The organism is Pseudoalteromonas rubra (genome assembly GCF_004212645.1).
In the GTDB taxonomy this organism is placed as follows: Bacteria; Pseudomonadota; Gammaproteobacteria; order Enterobacterales; family Alteromonadaceae; genus Pseudoalteromonas; species Pseudoalteromonas rubra_G.
This window is the reverse complement of sequence record NZ_PPUZ01000103.1, coordinates 1-19,028: the sequence shown is the minus strand read 5'-3', so window position 1 is coordinate 19,028 and position 19,028 is coordinate 1. Positions and strand designations below refer to the sequence as shown.

17 protein-coding genes and 1 tRNA gene are annotated in these 19,028 nt (G+C 51.5%); 6 read left to right on the top strand and 12 right to left on the bottom strand.

Annotation, left to right across the window (positions count from 1 at the left end; genetic code table 11):
• Positions 1-31 precede the first annotated feature (31 nt).
• The 5 genes from rimI to guaB all read right to left on the bottom strand — a co-directional run bounded on the left by rimI (position 32) and on the right by guaB (position 4,366).
• Entirely contained in the window at positions 32-505 is a 474-nt protein-coding gene (rimI, locus tag C3B51_RS22055; RefSeq protein ID WP_206076670.1) for a ribosomal protein S18-alanine N-acetyltransferase, read from the bottom strand.
• Complete coding sequence (locus C3B51_RS22050) at positions 502-813, bottom strand: hypothetical protein (RefSeq protein WP_130246406.1); 312 nt, start codon at positions 811-813, stop codon at positions 502-504. The genes rimI and C3B51_RS22050 overlap by 4 nt, the downstream gene beginning before the upstream one ends.
• 107 nt (positions 814-920) lie before the next feature.
• Positions 921-997, bottom strand: a tRNA-Trp gene (locus C3B51_RS22045).
• Positions 998-1,144: 147 nt separating this feature from the next.
• The gene (gene guaA / locus C3B51_RS22040) at positions 1,145-2,719 is read right to left on the bottom strand and encodes a glutamine-hydrolyzing GMP synthase (RefSeq protein ID WP_125717166.1); all 1,575 of its coding nucleotides are present in this window, start codon (positions 2,717-2,719) and stop codon (positions 1,145-1,147) included.
• Between the two features lie 177 nt (positions 2,720-2,896).
• The gene (gene guaB / locus C3B51_RS22035; RefSeq protein WP_125717165.1) at positions 2,897-4,366 is read right to left on the bottom strand and encodes an IMP dehydrogenase; all 1,470 of its coding nucleotides are present in this window, start codon (positions 4,364-4,366) and stop codon (positions 2,897-2,899) included.
• Positions 4,367-4,497: 131 nt separating this feature from the next.
• On the opposite strand from guaB, the gene xseA reads away from it, so the two are divergent.
• Positions 4,498-5,874 (top strand): exodeoxyribonuclease VII large subunit, encoded by a 1,377-nt coding sequence (xseA, locus tag C3B51_RS22030; protein WP_130246405.1) that lies wholly within the window; start codon positions 4,498-4,500, stop codon positions 5,872-5,874.
• On the opposite strand, the gene C3B51_RS22025 is transcribed toward xseA, so the two are convergent.
• From C3B51_RS22025 to C3B51_RS22015, 3 genes are all read right to left on the bottom strand, one after another.
• Positions 5,871-6,527, bottom strand: coding sequence for a hypothetical protein (locus tag C3B51_RS22025; RefSeq protein ID WP_130246404.1), 657 nt, complete (start codon positions 6,525-6,527; stop codon positions 5,871-5,873). The genes xseA and C3B51_RS22025 overlap by 4 nt on opposite strands.
• A 26-nt stretch (positions 6,528-6,553) precedes the next feature.
• On the bottom strand, positions 6,554-7,375 hold the full coding sequence (cysE, locus tag C3B51_RS22020) for a serine O-acetyltransferase (protein WP_125717162.1): 822 nt from the start codon (positions 7,373-7,375) through the stop codon (positions 6,554-6,556).
• A gap of 199 nt (positions 7,376-7,574) precedes the next feature.
• The gene (locus C3B51_RS22015; protein WP_130246403.1) at positions 7,575-10,448 is read right to left on the bottom strand and encodes a M16 family metallopeptidase; all 2,874 of its coding nucleotides are present in this window, start codon (positions 10,446-10,448) and stop codon (positions 7,575-7,577) included.
• Between the two features lie 302 nt (positions 10,449-10,750).
• Here C3B51_RS22015 and C3B51_RS22010 point away from each other — a divergent pair, with 302 nt between their 5' ends.
• A complete protein-coding gene (locus tag C3B51_RS22010) occupies positions 10,751-11,707 on the top strand; it encodes a methylenetetrahydrofolate reductase (RefSeq protein ID WP_130246402.1) in 957 nt (318 codons plus the stop codon).
• 63 nt (positions 11,708-11,770) lie between these two features.
• On the opposite strand, the gene gpsA is transcribed toward C3B51_RS22010, so the two are convergent.
• The 4 genes from gpsA to C3B51_RS21990 form a co-directional block, all read right to left on the bottom strand.
• A complete protein-coding gene (gene gpsA / locus C3B51_RS22005; protein ID WP_125717159.1) occupies positions 11,771-12,778 on the bottom strand; it encodes an NAD(P)H-dependent glycerol-3-phosphate dehydrogenase in 1,008 nt (335 codons plus the stop codon).
• Between the two features lie 3 nt (positions 12,779-12,781).
• Positions 12,782-13,264: a protein-export chaperone SecB gene (gene secB / locus C3B51_RS22000; protein WP_046006181.1), complete on the bottom strand. Its 483-nt coding sequence runs from the start codon at positions 13,262-13,264 to the stop codon at positions 12,782-12,784.
• Between the two features lie 71 nt (positions 13,265-13,335).
• Positions 13,336-13,590 carry a glutaredoxin 3 gene (gene grxC, locus C3B51_RS21995; RefSeq protein ID WP_125717158.1) on the bottom strand — a complete coding sequence of 85 codons (255 nt, stop codon included), beginning with the start codon at positions 13,588-13,590 and terminating at the stop codon, positions 13,336-13,338.
• Positions 13,591-13,598: 8 nt separating this feature from the next.
• Complete coding sequence (locus tag C3B51_RS21990) at positions 13,599-14,030, bottom strand: rhodanese-like domain-containing protein (protein ID WP_125717157.1); 432 nt, start codon at positions 14,028-14,030, stop codon at positions 13,599-13,601.
• Positions 14,031-14,294: 264 nt separating this feature from the next.
• Here C3B51_RS21990 and gpmM point away from each other — a divergent pair, with 264 nt between their 5' ends.
• Genes gpmM through C3B51_RS21970 form a run of 4 tightly spaced genes read left to right on the top strand, consistent with a single transcriptional unit; the run spans position 14,295 to position 19,012 of the window.
• On the top strand, positions 14,295-15,839 hold the full coding sequence (gene gpmM / locus C3B51_RS21985) for a 2,3-bisphosphoglycerate-independent phosphoglycerate mutase (protein WP_125717156.1): 1,545 nt from the start codon (positions 14,295-14,297) through the stop codon (positions 15,837-15,839).
• A gap of 3 nt (positions 15,840-15,842) precedes the next feature.
• On the top strand, positions 15,843-16,982 hold the full coding sequence (locus C3B51_RS21980) for a murein hydrolase activator EnvC family protein (RefSeq protein ID WP_130246401.1): 1,140 nt from the start codon (positions 15,843-15,845) through the stop codon (positions 16,980-16,982).
• Positions 16,983-17,020: 38 nt separating this feature from the next.
• Positions 17,021-18,241 carry a S41 family peptidase gene (locus C3B51_RS21975; RefSeq protein WP_125717154.1) on the top strand — a complete coding sequence of 407 codons (1,221 nt, stop codon included), beginning with the start codon at positions 17,021-17,023 and terminating at the stop codon, positions 18,239-18,241.
• A gap of 36 nt (positions 18,242-18,277) precedes the next feature.
• Positions 18,278-19,012, top strand: a complete 735-nt coding sequence (locus C3B51_RS21970) for a divergent polysaccharide deacetylase family protein (protein WP_130246400.1) — start codon at positions 18,278-18,280, stop codon at positions 19,010-19,012.
• The last annotated feature ends 16 nt before the right edge of the window (positions 19,013-19,028 follow it).

Genomic DNA, 19,028 nt, shown 5'->3' with positions numbered 1-19,028 from the left:
GATTTGGGCGACCAAAATACGCTCAGCGCTGTCAGTCAGTGCTCAGTTCAGGGTCAAACAACACTTTGCCCATTAACAGGGCATCTTCTTTCCCCTGCGCTGTGGGATAGTAGTTTTTACGCACGCCCATCTCAGTGAAGCCCGCTTTATGGTATAAACCAATGGCCGCTTCATTGCTTACCCGCACTTCTAAAAAGATGTTTTCGGCCTTGTCCTGCTCACACCTTGCCATAAAGTGCCCCAGCAGCTGCCAGGCCAACCCCAGCCCCTGACACGCAGGCGCAATACAAATGTCCATCAGGGTAAAATCAGGGCCTGCCCGCTCACCGACATAAAAGCCAACCAGTTGCTCATCCCGATACAGGGCGGCATTAAAATAACGCCCGCTTAAACAGGATTGCATGGTCTTGCTGGTCCAGGGGTGCGTATGGCAGGCCTGCTCAATCTCCATAAGCTGTTGCAGTGGCAGACTTGCCAGATGATCCGCATGAATAGAGACAGTCATGACTGCCCACGCCAGATCTGTTGCCACAAGGCACGCTTTTGCTTCGCGCTCAGAGATGCATCAGGTATAACCAGATGTGCCCGCTGCGCGCGTTGGGTCCAGCTCAGAGGCTCACCGACAGCAACGCTGAGTTCGCTGACATTGGCGGCCAGGCAAAGATCCTGTTGTAACTGCGCGTTCAACGTTAGTGCCACCGCTGCGGGCTCAACTGGCTGAGGTGCAGACGCTGTTGGCTGCGGATTAGGATCAAAAGCAGATTTTAGTTTAAGTGGCATTACACCAAGTAACTGAGCCTGAGCTGCGTGCATGCAAAAACACCGGAATAATTAAATGCTGGGAATTCTAGAATATGCGCGTTATGACTGCAATCTCAATTGTATTAAATATGGGAATAATCAGGAAATAGGAAAGGAAGTGGCAGGGGCGGCAGGACTCGAACCCGCAACCATCGGTTTTGGAGACCGCTGTTCTACCAATTGGAACTACGCCCCTGCAATGTCGACGCATTATAATGAGCAATTTGAAAAGGTAAAGAGAAAATATCAACTTTTGGATCGTTTGCTGTTTTTATCAGCAAAAAGGGCGAATAGTTACCCTATCCGCCCTTTTCTTAACTTATATCAGCTGCCTGATGCGTAATTATTCCCACTCAATCGTCGCGGGTGGTTTACCTGAAATGTCGTACACCACGCGAGAAATGCCGTCGATTTCGTTGATGATGCGGTTTGACACCTGACCCAGGAACTCATACGGCAGGTGAGACCAGCGTGCTGTCATAAAGTCGATGGTTTCTACACAGCGCAGCGACACAACCCAGTCGTACTTACGTGCGTCACCCATTACCCCTACTGAGCGTACTGGCAGGAATACCGTGAAGGCCTGAGACACTTTGTGGTACAAGTCAGCCTTGTGCAGCTCTTCAATAAAGATAGCGTCAGCACGACGCAACAGGTCGCAGTACTCTTTCTTGATTTCGCCCAGAACACGTACACCCAGACCAGGACCCGGGAATGGGTGACGGTATAGCATGTCGTAGGGCAGGCCCAGTTCCAGACCAATTTTACGTACTTCGTCTTTAAACAGCTCGCGCAGCGGCTCTACCAGGCCAAGCTCCATGTCTTCCGGCAAGCCACCTACGTTGTGGTGAGACTTGATAACGTGCGCTTTACCTGTGGCTGACGCCGCAGATTCGATCACGTCCGGGTAGATGGTGCCTTGTGCCAGCCATTTAGCGTTAACGCGCTTGCCCGCTTCTTCGTCGAATACTTCAATAAAGGTATGGCCAATCGCTTTACGCTTGTCTTCCGGGTCATCAATGCCTTTTAGGGCATTCAGGAAACGCTCTTCTGCATCAACTTTAATGATGTTCAGGCCAAACTTATCGCCGAACATATCCATTACCTGCTGGCCTTCGTTAAGACGTAGCAGACCATTGTCCACGAATACACATGTCAGCTTGTCGCCGATAGCGCGGTTGATCAGCATAGCAACGACAGATGAATCAACACCGCCAGACAGGCCCAGGATCACTTCATCGTCACCTACCTGCTCTTTAATACGTGCCACTGCATCTTCGATAATTTGGCTCGGTGTCCACAGTTTTTCACAGCCACAGATATCAATAGCAAAGCGCTCTAGCAGGCGCAGGCCTTGTTGCGTGTGCGTTACTTCCGGGTGGAACTGCACGCCGTAGAAACGCTTTTCTTCCCAAGACATCGCCGCATGCGGGCAGGTTGCTGTTTTTGCAGAAGTAACGAACTGCTCTGGGATCTCGATGACCTTGTCGCCGTGGCTCATCCACACATCCAGTTTGCCGATGCCGTCTTCAATGTGATCTTCAATCGCTTCAAACAGGGCACAGTTACCCACTTTTTCAACTTTCGCGTAACCAAACTCTTTCATATCTGAGCTGTGTACTTTACCACCCAGCTGCGATGCCATGGTTTGCATGCCGTAACAAATACCAAGCACAGGCACACCGGCATTGAACACATATTCAGGCGCGCGCGGGCTGCCTTCTAAAGTCGTAGACTCCGGGCCACCTGACAGAATGATACCCTGCGGATTAAATTCGCGGATCTGCTCCTCGGTTACATCCCAGGCCCATAGCTCACAGTAAACGCCGATCTCACGGATCCGGCGGGCGATCAATTGAGTGTATTGAGAACCAAAATCTAAGATCAAAATACGGGAATCATGGATGTCTTTGCTCATTGATAATCTCGTTTGTTAGGAAGCGATAAAATTAGTAAAGCACAACAACAGTGCATTACCTAAATGACCGGGCAAGTTTGCCTGCCCAACGCATAATGTTTGTCTGTGCCTTGCCTGAAGGCAGACACTAAAATTAAGAAGGGCCGGCAACCGCCAGCCCATTTTTACCCGCCGGGATTAGCCCATGCGGTAGTTTGGAGCCTCTTTGGTGATCTGTACGTCATGGACGTGCGACTCACCCATACCAGCAGAAGTCACGCGGACAAACTGAGGTTTAGTGTTCAGCTCCAAAATGGTGCCGCATCCTGTCAGGCCCATGGCACTGCGGATCCCGCCCACTTGTTGGTGAATAATGGTGGCGATTGGGCCTTTGTAAGCCACGCGGCCTTCAATGCCTTCCGGAACCAGTTTTTCAGCAGAGTTGCTCTTTTGGAAGTAACGATCTGATGAGCCTTCTTTTTGGTTCATCGCACCCAGAGAGCCCATACCACGGTATGACTTGTAGTAACGCCCCTGATACAGCTCAACTTCACCCGGGGCTTCTTCAGTACCTGCCAGCATAGAGCCCACCATTACGCAAGATGCACCAGCAACCAGGGCTTTAACTATGTCACCAGAGAAACGAATACCGCCATCAGCAATGACCGGAATGTCACGGCCTTTCAGACCATCTACCGCATCTGAAATTGCGGTAATTTGAGGCACACCACAACCGGTTACGATACGTGTGGTACAGATAGAGCCCGGGCCGATGCCCACTTTAACTGCATCAACACCTGCGTCAGCCAGTGCAACAGCACCTTCAGCCGTCGCCACGTTACCGGCAACAATTTGCAAGTCCGGGTACGCTTCACGGGTTGCTTTAACTCTGTCAATCACGCCCTGAGAGTGACCGTGCGAAGTATCGATAAGCAATACGTCAACACCCGCAGCAACCAGTGCAGCGATACGCTCGTCGGTACCGGCACCCACACCTACCGCAGCACCTACGCGCAGACGACCTTGCTCATCTTTACACGCGTTTGGTTTTTCCTGTGCTTTTTGGTAATCCTTAACGGTGATCATGCCTTTAAGTTTGAAAGCGTCGTCGACCACAAGGATTTTTTCAATGCGGTGCTCGTGCATCAGGCCCAGGATCTCTTCACGTGATGCGCCTTCTTTAACCGTTACCAGATCCGACTTTTGCGTCATCACCGATGACACAGGCTTATCCAGTTTGGTTTCAAAACGCATATCACGGCTGGTGATGATGCCTTCCAACAGGTTATTCTCACCCACGACCGGGAAGCCTGAGAAGCCGTTTTCTTCAGCCAGCGCCAAAGTATCGGCAATGGTTTTGTCTGCGGTTACGGTAACCGGGAAAGAGACAATCCCCGCTTCGTACGCTTTTACTTTGCGTACATTGCGCGCTTGTTCTTCAATGGTCATGTTCTTATGGATGAATCCAAGGCCGCCTTCCTGTGCAAGTGCAATTGCAAGGCGTGCTTCAGTGACTGTATCCATAGAGGCAGAAACTAATGGCAAATTAAGTTCAATACCACGAGTCAGGCGGGTTTTTAGGTTCGCAGTGTGTGGTAGAACAGTCGAATGAGCGGGTACTAAAAGTACGTCGTCAAAGGTAAGGGCTTCTTTTGCAATTCTTAACATGTGTGCGGCATCTCTCAAGTGAAACTGAGTATAAGGAATTGCGAGCGCATTTTATCAGCGTTCCTTATGCGAGTAAATAAAATTTAGCAAAAATATGCTAGAGTATTCGTGAATTTTTTATGGAGCTGAGTATGTCGTTGCCACAACAAGAAAAAGTTTATTCGGTCTCGCGCCTCAATCGTGAGATCCGCAGTTTGCTGGAACAGGGGTTCGCTTCTTTACAGCTGACCGGCGAGATCTCCAACTTTGTCGCCCCGGCGTCCGGGCACTGGTATTTTTCTCTTAAAGATGACAAAGCCCAGGTAAAAGCCGCCATGTGGCGCGGCAACAACCGCTACTGCCGCTACCGGCCACAAAATGGCGAGCAGGTGCTGGTTCAGGCCCGGGTGTCGGTTTACGAACCGCGCGGTGACTACCAGCTGATCGTCGAACAGATGGCACCGGCAGGCGAAGGCCTGTTAAAACAACAGTTCGAAGCACTCAAGCTGCGCCTGGCGGGCGAAGGCTTGTTCAGCAGCCAGCATAAACAACCCCTGCCCGCGCGCATCAACCGGGTGGGCGTTGTCACCTCCCCGACCGGCGCGGCGATCAGAGACATTCTGTCGGTCCTGAAACGCCGGGCACCGCAGCTTGAGGTGGTGATCTACCCCACTCAGGTGCAAGGTCAGGAAGCCCATCACCAGATTGCTGCACAAATTGCTCTGGCAAACAGTCGCAATGAAGTAGATGTGCTGATTGTAGGCCGTGGCGGTGGCTCACTGGAAGATCTCTGGTGTTTTAACGAAGAAGCCGTGGCCAGAGCCCTGTTTGCCAGCCAGCTACCGGTGATCAGCGCCGTCGGCCACGAGATAGATACCACCATCAGTGATTATGTCGCCGATTTGCGCGCGCCAACGCCTTCTGCCGCAGCGGAGCTGGTCAGCCCCGATGGCGCGGAAGTCCTGGCTCAGTTGCGCCAGCAAAAACAGCGTTTAGCGGGGGCCATGCAGCGTTATGTATCCCAACAAGGGCAGCAGCTGCACAATGTCCACCAGCGCCTGTTACTGCAACATCCACAAACTCAGTTGATGCAGCAGGCACAAAAAGTGGATGAGCTCAGCAGCCGCTTACACCGGGCAATGAGCCACCAGCAACATCGGGCACAAAGCCGTGTTGCACTGGCGCAGCAACGCCTGGCACAGTTTCATCCAGAGCAGAAACTGCGTTATGCCAGCGCGCATCTCGACAGCCTGAGAGATAAGCTCATTCGCGCGATGCAGACCTCGCAACAACAGCACCAGCAACAACTGGCGTTACTGGCGGCCAGGCTCGATAGCGTCAGTCCGTTGGCCGTTTTAGCACGTGGCTATAGCATTACCAAATCAGCGCAGAAAGTCGTTAAATCCACGCAGGACGTGGCAGTGGGCGATGTGTTAACGACTGAATTGCACGATGGCCGCCTGCAAACACAAGTGCTAGAGGTCTCGCCACATACACCAGACAGCGAACGCACGACAGACTGTGATTAGTATTCTGTACTCAGTTCCCGAATGCTTTTAGTGCTCAAGTGCACTTGCATTCCCTGTGCGGTTTGCTGCGCAGCACTGACCTTGAAGTGTTGTATCCAGGGCGTGTTAAAAAGACGGTCGTTAAGACGCTGCCATTGCATGGCATCGACGCCCTGACTGCGCGGTACAAAACTCAGCTGACAAACGTGACGCTTGCAGCCATAACTGGCGTAAGCAAAGTAATGACTGAGATCACTGGTATAGAGAAAATCTCCGAGCTGTAATTCCAGCTCATCGGCCCACAGTGGGTCACGCAATTCGGTTTGAAAGATGTCGGCCAGCTGGCGATTGATGTTGCCGGATGCAGTTGAACGCGGCGGCTCACTTGGCGGCTCGGGCCTTGCTGTGGTCTGTGTCTGCGCCAGCTCCCCCTGCAATTGTTGCACCTGCTGGCGCAACGCGTTCAGCTCTGCAAGTGTGTGTGTTGAGGTGGGCACAGTAGCCTCTACGGTGTCGTTTGCAAGGTTAGCGGGAGGCAGCGACTTGTCGGGATACGTCTCCATGGCTGACGCTGGCGAGTTGACAGGCTGTGCTGAAACCAGCCACCAGGTCAGCGGTGCAGCAATGGCTGCACCCAATAGCATATAACCTATCTTTTGGCCCAGGGTATCCATCTGCAGCGCCTGTGATGTGTTTGATGCTACAGCATGGCGCTGGTATGAGATTCGTTGCGGGCAATCAGATCCTCATCGAGGAAGTTCTGATCCATCGATTCGGCCGGGCAGGCGCATGGAGGTTTGCCCACCACTTTTGCCGGTACCCCTACCACTGTGGTGTGTGGCTCAACGGCTTTGAGCACCACGGAGCCGGCGCCGATACGTGCACCCTCGCCCACTTCAATATTACCCAGTACTTTTGCGCCTGCGCCAATCAAAACGCCTGCGCGTATTTTCGGGTGACGATCCCCTTGTTCGTTACCCGTACCACCCAAGGTCACCGATTGTAAAATAGAGACATTGTTTTCGATTACTGCGGTTTCACCAATGACTATACCAGTCGCATGGTCAAACATAATGCCATGGCCGACTTGACAAGCAGGATGGATATCAACACCAAATACTTCGGATGTACGGCTCTGGATAAAACGTGCGAGCTCTTTTCTGTCTTGTCGCCATAAGCAATGAGCGAGTCGGTGTGCTTGTATTGCATGAAAGCCCTTAAGGTTCAAAATAACGTTAAGATAGCTATCGGCAGCCGGGTCGCGATCTTTAACCGCTTTAATATCATGGGCGACATGGGTGAGCATACGATCGCAATCCACAAACGCCTGGTCGAACAGTTCACGTATCGTGAACGCAGACACCACAGCATCTGCCAGCTTGTTCGCCACAATAAAACTCAATGCCGCACCGAGGCATTCATGATTTAAAATACTAGAGTAAACATGGCTGGCGAGCAGCGGCTCGCGCTCTACCAATTCGGTCGCTTCCTGACGAAGCTTTTGCCAGATCTCGTGTCTCATAAACTGCACTATTTCAATTATTCCAAGGCATTTTCCTATCTTACCCTGCAACGTGGCAAATTAGCAGTGATAGTCAAACGCTTATTGCATCAATTTGTTATTAATTATAACCCGAAATAGCGAACAGAGAGTAGGAAACCAGGCGGTTCGCAGATCCGCCTGGCAAATTCAGAGCCCGGCAGCGGGCTCTGGTGGGGCGTTAATTAAAGACCGCTTCTGCGTTCATCACCTCGATGTTGGCAGCCGGAATGGCCAGTTTGTAGTTGGCAATTTGCTTATCTTCATCGATAAGCGCTTGCGGTTTTTCTGCATTGTAATGCATCGGCGATTCAGTCTGATTGACCAGGCGCGCTTTCATATCAGCCGCATCGCCGGTTACAAAGACGTAGTGAATGTTGTCACTTTGCAGATTTTCACGGATCACGCGATTGACGTCTTCCACACTCAACGATGCCAGCTGGCCGCGCACATAGGTCACAAACTCATCCGTATTATAGAACTGGCTATCCAGCGCATAACCCAGCTGACGGTCCTGACTGGCCACCATCTGCGGCACAAAGTTACTCAGGAAGTTGCGGGTCGCCTCGAAATCTCCTTCCGTCATGCCCTCTCTGATCAGCTTATCCAGCTCAAACTGTGCAACTCGCGTTGCAAAGTGGGCGTCGTTATTAGAACGTAGCGGACGTAACCATACCTGGAAAATTTGCTCAGAGCGGCCCAGGTTGGCATCCGGTTTGGTCTGGAACATGCCGCGCGGGAAATACTCAATGTAAGCATAGTCACCATAGTTCATACCACGTACCTGACGTATACGCTGGAACAGGTAAGCGTTTGAGTTACGGTGCTCACCAAAGTAAGAGCGCACCAGCCACAAGGCAGTCCAGTCTTTGCTGCTGCGGATAGTATCGATTGGGAAGCCAAACGACACGGCCGTCGATTTCGCACTTTTCTCAATGATGGTGGCATGACGGCCCGTCAGTGCTGGCGCATCCGGGATAGTCAGGCGCGCTTCTTCGCCTTTAGGTAACTGAGCCAGATCGCTCAGCATACGTGCTTTCAATTGCTCATCCAGTGCCCCGGTGATCCCCACATTCAGTTTTGCCTGAGTAAACTGGCTGCGATAGAAGGCTTTGACATCATCAAGCGTCAGCGCTTCGAGATCGGACAAATCACCCAGATTATAGCTCTCATACGGATGCCCCTGATACAGCTTGTGGTACAGCACCTCTTTGCCCAGCTCTTCATCGTTAGACGCCTTAAGGCCTGCTTTAATGTTGTCGATCAGCTCTTTTTTCAGGCGTTTGAAGTCATCTTCACGGAAGCCCGGGTTAAGTAACTGCTCACTGACTAAGGCATACCACTGAGCGGCATTGTCCTTGTGCACCCGGCCACGCAGTGACAGCATTTCTTTATCAATCTGATAATCGAAGCTGCCGGCAATCGGATACAGGGCTTTTTGAATTTCTTTATAGGATTTGCTCTGCGAGCCGCCATTGGCAATCATGGCCGCCGTCAGCGCTGCCACGCCTTTTTTGCCTTGCGGATCGGCCGCAGCCCCGGTGTAGAATAACAAGTTCACATCCACCAGAGGCGATGCATTGGTGTTATCCAGGACGGAGAAATGACGTTGTTTAGGCTCACTGAGCTCAGCAACCAGCTCATCCAGCGCGACTTCTTTGTCAAACCCTGCCACCTCAGGCAAGTCTGACATAGTCACCGTTGTGCGACCACTGTCGACAAAATAGCGGTTGGCAACATCGCGAATGTCTTCTGCGGTCACAGAGTCGCTGGTCGCATATAAGGTGTTGATCACTTCAGGGTCGCGCTCAAAGTGCATGTATTGCGCCAGCATACTGGCGATCGCCTGGGATGAGTCCAGATCATTGGCAAAGCTGTACTTGAGGTTTGACTTCAGTGCCGCCAGTTTATCGCTGTCCACCAGCTCAGTGCGTGCGGTAGCATAAGTGCGGTTGATGGCGTCGCGCACCACGGCCAGATCGCGCTCTTCGTTGACCTTCACGAAAACATGCAAAAGACCGGGATCTTTGGTCTCAGCATTGTAAGTAAACATCTGACTGGCAATTTGCTTGTCGACCACCAGCTCCTGATATAGCTCAGAGTTTTCAGAGAAATACAGTTGTGAGATCAGATCCAATGCCGCCCGGTCCTTTTTCTCAGGCTCCCATGCAGCGCCTTTATAAGAGACCAGTAACCAGTGACCCGGCAGGCCGTCATAATGTTCATGCACATATCTGGCTTGCTGCTGTTTAGGTTCAACCGGGATGTCTGCAACATAGTTGCCGCGCTGCCAGCCGCCCCAGTGCTTTTTCACCATCTCCATGGTTTTTTGCGGATCCACATCACCCACAATCACGATAGAGACGTACTCAGGTTTATAGAAGCGTTCAAAAAAGATCTGACCATATTCCATTTGATCCGGCATGGCTTCAATGTCTTCGAAAAAGCCCATAGTGGTGTGCTTATAAGTGTGCTTGTCAAAGGCTTCTTTGCGCACTGCGCTCAATAGCTTGCGGATCGGGCTGGCGTTGTTCTTCAGGTATTCGCCTTTCACGGTCAGCGCTTCGGTACGGAACTGAGACTCGCTGTAGCTGAGGTTCTGGAAGATATCGGCTTTGATCTCCAGTACCTTATCCAGATGCTCTTTAGAGAAATTCAAATGATAGTTAGTATAATCATTGGTGGTGTATGCGCGGTTATCCACCCCGGAGTTTTTCAGAATGTCAGCATAGACATCCTGCGGGAACTTCTCAGAGCCCTTAAACATCATATGTTCAAAGAAGTGCGCAAAACCGGTGCGGCCAGGCTCCACTTCGTTACGCGAACCAACAGATACCGGGATCTGAAGTGAAACCACATCCGGGTAATCGGTTTTTACCACCATCACGCGCAGACCATTGTCCAGCTCTTCAAGCACATAATCCTGAGCGAATACTTTGTTGTTAGTTTGAGCTTCAACGCTGGTTGGCGCCTGTTGAGTTGATTGCGACGTGACTGCGCAGCCAGCCAGTGCCAGTGACACAGCCAGGCTGGTCGCCAGTAATTTAAATTTCATATGCTTCCCTAAAATTTGCAGTGATTATTATTTTTGGCCTCTTTATATAAAGGCCCATGGTTGCCAATTATGCCGCAATCCCGCCTTAATTCATCTTTACGCGCCTATTTTATGTAAAAAAATATGAACTGCATGACGCTCGGTAAACTCACCAGCAAAACAAAGGTTTGTTTCCTTGCAGTGAAAACACCATGAAAGAATTTCATCGGCATTGAATTAGTTTCAAGAAAAAAATCTATCTAGACGTCTAAATGGCTGCTATATTAGATCTCAGACACTGAATTTTTGCCGGAATCAAAACCATGGCGTTATCACTACAAGAGAAAATCTTAGACCCGAACCAAGGGGTATATTTGATTGGTACGACTCCGCCCAAATCTGGTACGGAGCAGGACAAAGTTAAGCGCATTGCCACTAAACTGCTCGACCGTTTACACGAAATTGAATACGACGGTGTGGTGGTTTACGACATTCAGGATGAAAGCAGTCGCACCAATGTGCCGCGCCCTTTTCCGTTTAAGGAAACCGTTGACCCGTGTGAATACAGCCGTCTGGTTAAATCGTTGTCTCAGCTTGATGTGATCACCTATAAAAGTGTGGCGCAGCGTGACAGCGCTGAATTTACCCAGTGGCTCAGCACCACCAAGCAGGAGTTTGGCTTGAACAACCTGGTGCTGGTTGGCTCGCCGTCTTCACAAGGTAAAATCAACTTACCATTGCCAGAGGCCTATCAGGCACTCGCTCAGCATGAAGAGAACTTTTTCCTCGGTGGCGTCACTATTGCGGAGCGCCATGCGTCAAAACGCAATGAACATGAACGGCTGATTGAGAAAACCGCGCAGGGCTGTGAGTTCTTTATTTCTCAGGCAGTTTACAATGCCCAGGCGACCATAGATTTGATCACCAGCTATGCCCGAACCTGCAAGCAACAAGGCATTGAGCCTAAGCGATTGATCTTGACCTTTACCCCGTGCGGGGGTGAGAAGACGCTGCAATTTATGGAGTGGCTGGGGATCTCAGTGCCCGAGGCAACCAAATGGCGTATGCTGGATGCAGACAACACGCTGAGCGAGTCGATCCGTATTTGCCGCGAGAATCTGGATTCAATTTTACGTAGCTGTGCCCACCTGGATGTGCCGCTGGGGCTGAATATAGAAAGCCTGACCAACCGCAAAGAAGAGATAGACGCCTCGATTAATCTCTATCGCCTGCTCAAGGCCACCATGGAACTGACCCTGGCTGAAAAGCAGATCGCCTAGTTATTCGAACACCAATAAAAAAACCGAGCACGCTGGCTCGGTTTTTTATTATCAGACGTCAGGTTATTCCGACTTTTGCTCTCTGCCAAGCAGGGCCATCGCGGCTTCTTTGACGTCTTTTTGTTGATACAGCACCTGATAGATCTGCTCCGTGATCGGCATCTCGATGCCTGTGCGTTTTGCCAGTAAGTACACTTCTTTGGTATTGCGATACCCTTCCACCACCTGACCTATGCTCTGCATCGCGTCTTCGACATTTTTGCCCTGGCCCAGTGCCAGACCAAAACGACGGTTGCGAGACTGGTTGTCGGTACAAGTGAGGATCAGGTCGCCAAGCCCCGCCATACCCATAAAGGTTTCAGAGCGTGCGCCAAGTGACAACCCGAGTCGGCATAACTCCGCCAAGCCGCGGGTGATCAAGGCGGTTCTGGCATTCGCGCCAAAACCGAAACCATCGGACATACCTGCGCCAATGGCAATCACATTCTTTACCGCACCACCCAGCTGAATTCCAATAAAGTCATCATTGCTGTAAACCCTGAACGAGCGACCACAATGCAGTAACTTGGCCAGTTCAGCCCGAAATGCTTCGCAGCGAGACGATACTGAAATCGCCGTCGGTAACCCGGCTGCCATTTCTTTGGCAAAGGTCGGCCCAGACAACACGGCCAGCGGCACCTGCTCACCAAGCACGTCCAGCGCCACATCCTGAAGTAAACGACCGGTGTCCGGCTCCAGCCCTTTTGTCGCCCAGGCGACTTTTGTACCAGGCAGTAAATGAGGCTTAATGGCCGCCAGAGTCTGTGCAAACGCATGGCTGGGCACCACCACCAAAACTAGCTTGCTGGCCTGAACGGCTTGAGTCAGGTCGGCTTCCAGTTGCAGCGACTCAGGGAAATCAATATCCGGTAAGTAACGGGCATTTTGACGCGAGCTGGCTAACTGCTCGATAGCAGCGCTGTCGCGTCCCCAAAGAGTAACCTGGTGACCGTTGCGGGCAAAACAAATAGCAAGGGCGGTGCCATACGACCCCGCCCCCAATACGGTCACAGCTGATTGTGCTGTATTCATCACTTATGCGTCAGCAGGTTGCTCTTGCGCGGCACGTTGCTGCATGTACTGAGCAAATAGCGCGTCAAAGTTAACCGGTGCCAGGTTCAGTTGTGGGAAAGTACCACGGTTAACCAGGCTAGCTACCGCTTCACGAGCGTACGGGAACAGAATGTTCGGGCAGAATGCACCTAACATGTGCGCCATTTGCAGCTCTTCCAGCTCACCGATTGAGAAAATACCCGCTTGCTGAATTTCGCACAGGAATGCAGTTTCTTCGCCCAATGACGCAGTTACAGTCAGTGCCAAAACAACTTCGTATACACCTTCGTCCAGCTTGGCAGAACGCGTATCCATGTCCAGCTTCACTTCAGGGGTCCACTCTTTTTGGAAGATAGCCGGAGAATTCGGCGTTTCGAAAGACACATCTTTGGTGTAGATGCGCTGAATGTTAAATTGTGGGCCTTGTTGTTCTTCTGCAGCAGCTGCGTTGTTTTGCTCTGTCATTGTTCTTCCTAATTATTCGTCTTTATTTAATGTGGGGCAGCACTGCGGGCCCGTACCCGCAGTGCTAAAAATTACTTCAGTAATGCGTCCAGCTTACCTTGCGCTTCAAGCGCCATCATGTCATCGCAACCGCCGATGTGCTGCTCTTTGATGAAGATCTGCGGCACCGTATGGCCACCGTTGGCTTTGTTGATCATCTCTTCACGCAGCTCGGGTTGAGCGCCGATATCATACTCGGTATATGTGACACCTTTGCTATCCAACAGCGCCTTAGCGCGGTGACAGTAAGGACAATAATCCTTTGTATAAATAACAACTTGGTTCATATTTACTCCTATTTACCCGACGCGGTTGGCAGGCCTGCTGTTTGCCAGGCGCCAAAGCCACCCGACAAGACATACACTTGCTCAAAGCCGGCTTTGTACATGTTGCTGGCAATGCCAGATGCGGTCATGCCAGTGTTACACACCAGTATAATGGGCTTAGTTTTGAACTTTTCAAGTCCTGCAAAATCATTTTGTTTGGCTTTTTCCACATTCATGTGCTCGCTGCCCGCAATGCGTGAGTTGTTAAACTCTTTTTGCGCGCGCATGTCAAACACCTGGCCCTCCTGACGGTTTACCAGAATAGTCAGCTGTTGTGGATTGATCTGACGGATCTTGGAAAACATGCCTTTTAACCAGCTTGAAACCAACATAGCCGCCAAAACCAGCCAGATAATGCTGAGAATGGGGTTTCTACCTAAAAACTCGATGTATTGTTCCATATTGTCTTTACCAACCAGGAAAATGAAATTGCTCGCGAGTATACTTTCTTACGCGCGCTGGTACAAACATCTGTGATGTAATGTCTCCCCAGTAAGGCATAGCACGCGATCGCTTACAGCAAGCCGTGTAACTCAGCATAGCGTCCCCCCGTGGCTAACTATGAATTTTAACGTGGTTGAGGATAAATCACGCCCGGAGGGCTGAATATTCATATAAAACAAGGTATCCTATGGCCAGATTTCGTGCACGTTTCAGGAGCCCAAATGACTGCAAAGAAAAAACCTCTGGTATTAATGATCCTAGATGGCTGGGGATACCGCGAAGACGCTGAAAGTAATGCAATTCTGGCGGCCAACACCCCGGTATTAGATGAGCTTTGGCAAACGCGTCCACGTACGCTGATCTCTGGTTCAGGCCTGGATGTGGGACTACCAGACGGTCAGATGGGTAACTCCGAAGTCGGCCACGTCAACCTCGGTGCTGGCCGTATTGTTTATCAAGACTTTACACGTATTACCAAAGCCATTGATGACGGTGAGTTCGAGCACAACCCGGCACTGGTTGAAAACATCGACAAAGCGGTTGTCGCCGGTAAAGCCGTTCACCTGATGGGACTGTTGAGCCCGGGTGGCGTGCACAGCCATGAAGACCATATTGTTGCAGCCATCGAACTTGCCGCCAAGCGCGGTGCCAAAGCGGTTTACTTCCACGCCTTTCTGGATGGTCGTGATACGCCACCACGCAGCGCTCAGGCTTCGATTGAACGTATTGAAGCGAAGTTTGCAGAGCTTAAGTGTGGCCGTCTGGCGTCAATCGTGGGTCGTTATTATGCTATGGACCGTGATAACCGCTGGGAGCGTGTTGAAGCCGCTTACAATCTGATGGTGTGTGGCGAAGCTGAATATCGTAATACTGATGGGGTCAGTGCCCTGAACGCAGCGTATGAGCGCGACGAAAACGATGAGTTTGTCAAGGCAACCATCATTGCCGCAGAAGGACAAGAAGCAGCGACCATTAACGATGGCGATACGCTGATTTTCCTCAACTTCCGTGCTGACCGTGCCCGTCAGATGACCCGTGCCTTTGTGGATGCGGATTTTGCTGGCTTCGAGAAGAAAAAAGTCCCTGCACTGAGCGGCTTTGTGATGATGACGGAATACGCGGCCGATATTAATGCGCCCGTCGCCTTTGCCCCGGAAAAACTCACCAATGTACTGGGCGAATGGCTGGCAAAACACAACAAAACGCAACTGCGCATTTCCGAGACCGAGAAGTACGCCCACGTGACCTTCTTCTTCAGCGGTGGTCGTGAAGAACTGTTCGACGGCGAAAAACGCGAACTGATCCCGTCGCCTCAGGTAGCCACGTACGACCTGCAACCTGAAATGAACTCTGCCCTGCTGACCGATAAGCTAGTCGAAGCCATTCACAGCGGTGAGCACGATGTGATCATCTGTAACTATCCAAATGGCGACATGGTTGGCCACTCCGGGGTGTTTGAAGCCGCCGTGAAAGCCTGTGAAGCCGTTGATGCCTGTATTGGCCGTGTTGTAGCGGCTCTGGAAGAAGTCGGTGGCGAAGCCCTGATCACTGCAGATCACGGTAACGCAGAGCAGATGGTCAACAACAAAACCGGTCAGGCTCATACCGCACACACCAGCGAGCCGGTGCCGTTTATCTACGTTGGCCGCGATGCTGAGCCACAAACAGGTAAAACACTGAGCGATGTCGCCCCGACCATGTTGCACCTGCTGGGCATGCCACAACCCGAGGAAATGACTGGCTCACCCGTCATGCGGCTGAAATAATCTATGCGCCGTACGCTTGCTGTACTCTCGGTCTGTTTGCTGCTGCCCTGCACCGGGCAGACAAACGAAACCCGCACCAAAGCCGATCTGGCGGCGGTGCAGGCCGAGCTTAAAAAGAGTCAGGCCGCTTATCAGCAACAACAGGCCAGCTTTAGCGCTCTGCAAAACACCCTGCAATCTTTTGAGCTGGAAATTGCCAAAAGTGCCAAAGCACTGGCGCTGACTGCACAAGGGATCAGCGAAAACAAACAGCAGCAATACACGCTGCAACGCGAAGCCAAGCAGCTCGAGCAGCAAAAAAAGCGCCTCCAGCGCCTGCTTGCTGCCCAACTCAAAAGTGCCTATGTCACGGGCAGTCACGATTATTCCAAGATGCTCCTGAACCAACAGCATGCTGCGGCGCTGGAACGCACCATCAGCTACTATGACTACTTTAATCAGGCCCGCATTGCTCAGCTTGAAGCGCTTAAGACTGTATTTGCCAAACTTGCTCAAAACAGTGCACAGCTGGAGCGTAAGAAGAAGCAACTGCAAGCGTTACAAGGCCAGCAAAAAGCCCGTCAGGACGAATTACTGCTGGCACAAAGCGCGCGCAAGACCCATCTGGCAAAACTCAACGATAAACTCAGTCAGGCCAAAGCCGCGATTGCCTATCTGGAAGAAAACGAGCAAACCTTAATTTCGACCCTGGAGTCCTTAGCCGCCGAGCAGGCCGCCAGCCCCGAGCAATATGTGGCACAGCTGCAAGGGTTGCAAAGGTTAAAAGGCAAACTCGCCTGGCCGCTGGATGGCCGCCTGAAACACAAATTTGGTCAGCGTAAGCACGTTGGCATGAACTGGAAAGGCGTGGTGATCGGAGGTAGCAATGGCGCACCGATCAACAGTGTGGCGCCGGGTCAGGTGGTCTATGCCGACTGGTTGAACGGTTTTGGCTGGGTCATCGTATTAGATCACGGGGAGGGCTTTATGAGCCTGTATGGTCATGCCCAGACCCTGCTTAAAGATGTAGGCGATCAGGTGATGCCGGGCGAACCCATTGCCCTGGTAGGACAAAGCGGCGGACAAACCGATCCTGGTCTATACTTCGAAATACGGCATAAGGGAAGCGCTGTTGATCCAGTAAAATGGTGCAGATCCAGTTAACTGACTAACCGATGCTGCCCCCCAGTGAGGAGCAGCATATGATGACTCCATGTGTTCAACCTATTAAAGACCGACTGTGGCACTGGCTATGTTTATTCGGCCTGATGCTCAGTTTAGTGTGTCTGCCACTGAGTGCCAGACAGCTTTCCAGCGAGCAAATCGATGAGATCCTCTACCATATTCATACCTATTACGTGGAAGATCTGCCACTGAGCCATGTCAGGAAAGACAACTTTGGCGAGCTGCTCACCCAGCTTGATGACTACTCAAAGTACCTGGACGAGCATGAGCTCGAAGCCCTGTTCAGCGCCGCCAATGGCCGCTACACCGGTTTAGGTATTGAAGTCGAAGAAGTCGAGGATGGCGTGGTCATTGTCGATACTTTGCCGGGCTCTCCGGCGGAAGCAGCCGGCATCGAAGGCGGTGATAAACTCATCGCCATCAATACCCATAATGTAAAAAGAAAGACCATTGCAGAAGTTTCTAAACTACTACGTGAAGCCCAGTTTTCGACCATTCAGCTGACCGTCGAGCGTGCCAATGCGGAAGTGACCCTTGCCCTTAGACGGCAGCAAATCACGCTACGCAGTGTTTCCAGCCAGCTCTTGCCCGGCGGGATCGGGTACGTGCTGCTGAGCAGCTTCAACAATCACAGTTATCACGACATTGCCCGCCATATCAGCATGCTCAACAGCCATTTGGGCGAGCCGCTTAAAGGACTGATCATTGATTTAAGAGACAACCCGGGCGGCACACTCAACAGTGCGGTGGCTATCTCAGATCTGTTTCTTCAGGGCGGCACCATAGTGTCCACACGCGGCCGCTTTTATGATGCCAATCAACGCTTTTTTGCCGCACAGGGCGATATACTCAACGGCGCGCCTATGCTGGTACTGATCAATGAACAATCCGCATCGGCAGCCGAAATCCTGGCAGGCGCACTGCAAGACAACAGTCGTGCGCTGATCCTGGGTAATCGCTCCTATGGCAAGGGCTCTGTGCAATCGCTCATCCCTATAGGCAACGGCACTACGGCACTTAAACTGACCACCGCTCGCTACTTTACCCCCTCGGGGCAGTCCATTGAAGGAACCGGGATCCAGCCCGATGTGGTTTTTAGTAAACAAGTGCTTTTAGAACTGGATAAAGACGCTATAATGGCTGGTGAAAAAAAGGTCAGACAAACCTTTATTGCCAACCTAGATAAACATTGGCAAAAAGCGGAAAAGCTATTACAAAATCATAATTTACAACAATAATTCAGGATAGTGCGCTTACTTATAACAAGCTTTTTGGTGCTTTTTCTCTGCGCGGCACCAAGCTATGGCAACCAGGTTGCCATCGTCATCGATGACATTGGATATCACGAACGTGACTTAGAACTGCTGGACTTGCCCGGCCAACTTAGCTACGCCATTTTACCCCACACCCCTTTCTCACAGCGCTTTGCCTATCAGGCGAGTCATAAACGCCGCGAGCTGCTGTTGCACATTCCCATGCAAGCCCTCGAAGACAAAGCGTTGGGGCCTGGCGGCCTGACGCTGGATATGCGTAAATGGCAGCTGCAAACCACCCTGGGACACGCGCTGGCCACCCTGCCTCAGGTTAAAGGAGTCAACAATCATATGGGCTCAGCATTAACTCAGTACGTTGAACCGATGAAGTGGACCATGGAGCTGCTGAAAAAACGCGGGCTGTACTTTCTCGATAGCCGCACTACGGAGCTCAGCCAGGCTCAGCATGTGGCAAACCTGTATGGCGTTGCCAATGTCGCCCGCCACGTGTTTTTAGACAATCAAACCCACCCGGATGCGCTGCGCAAACAGTTTGAGCAGCTCAAAGCCTTAGCCCGTCAGCAAGGTTATGCCATCGTGATAGCACACCCCTACCCTCAAACCCGGGCTTTTCTTGCCACGGCACTGAGCGAGCTGGCCAGCGAAGGCATTGAACTGGTTCCTTTATCACAACTGGTTGAACACAAATACATTCAACTGGCAGCCGTCAATACACCGCCACAAACCTCGGAATAATACCAATTTCACTTAA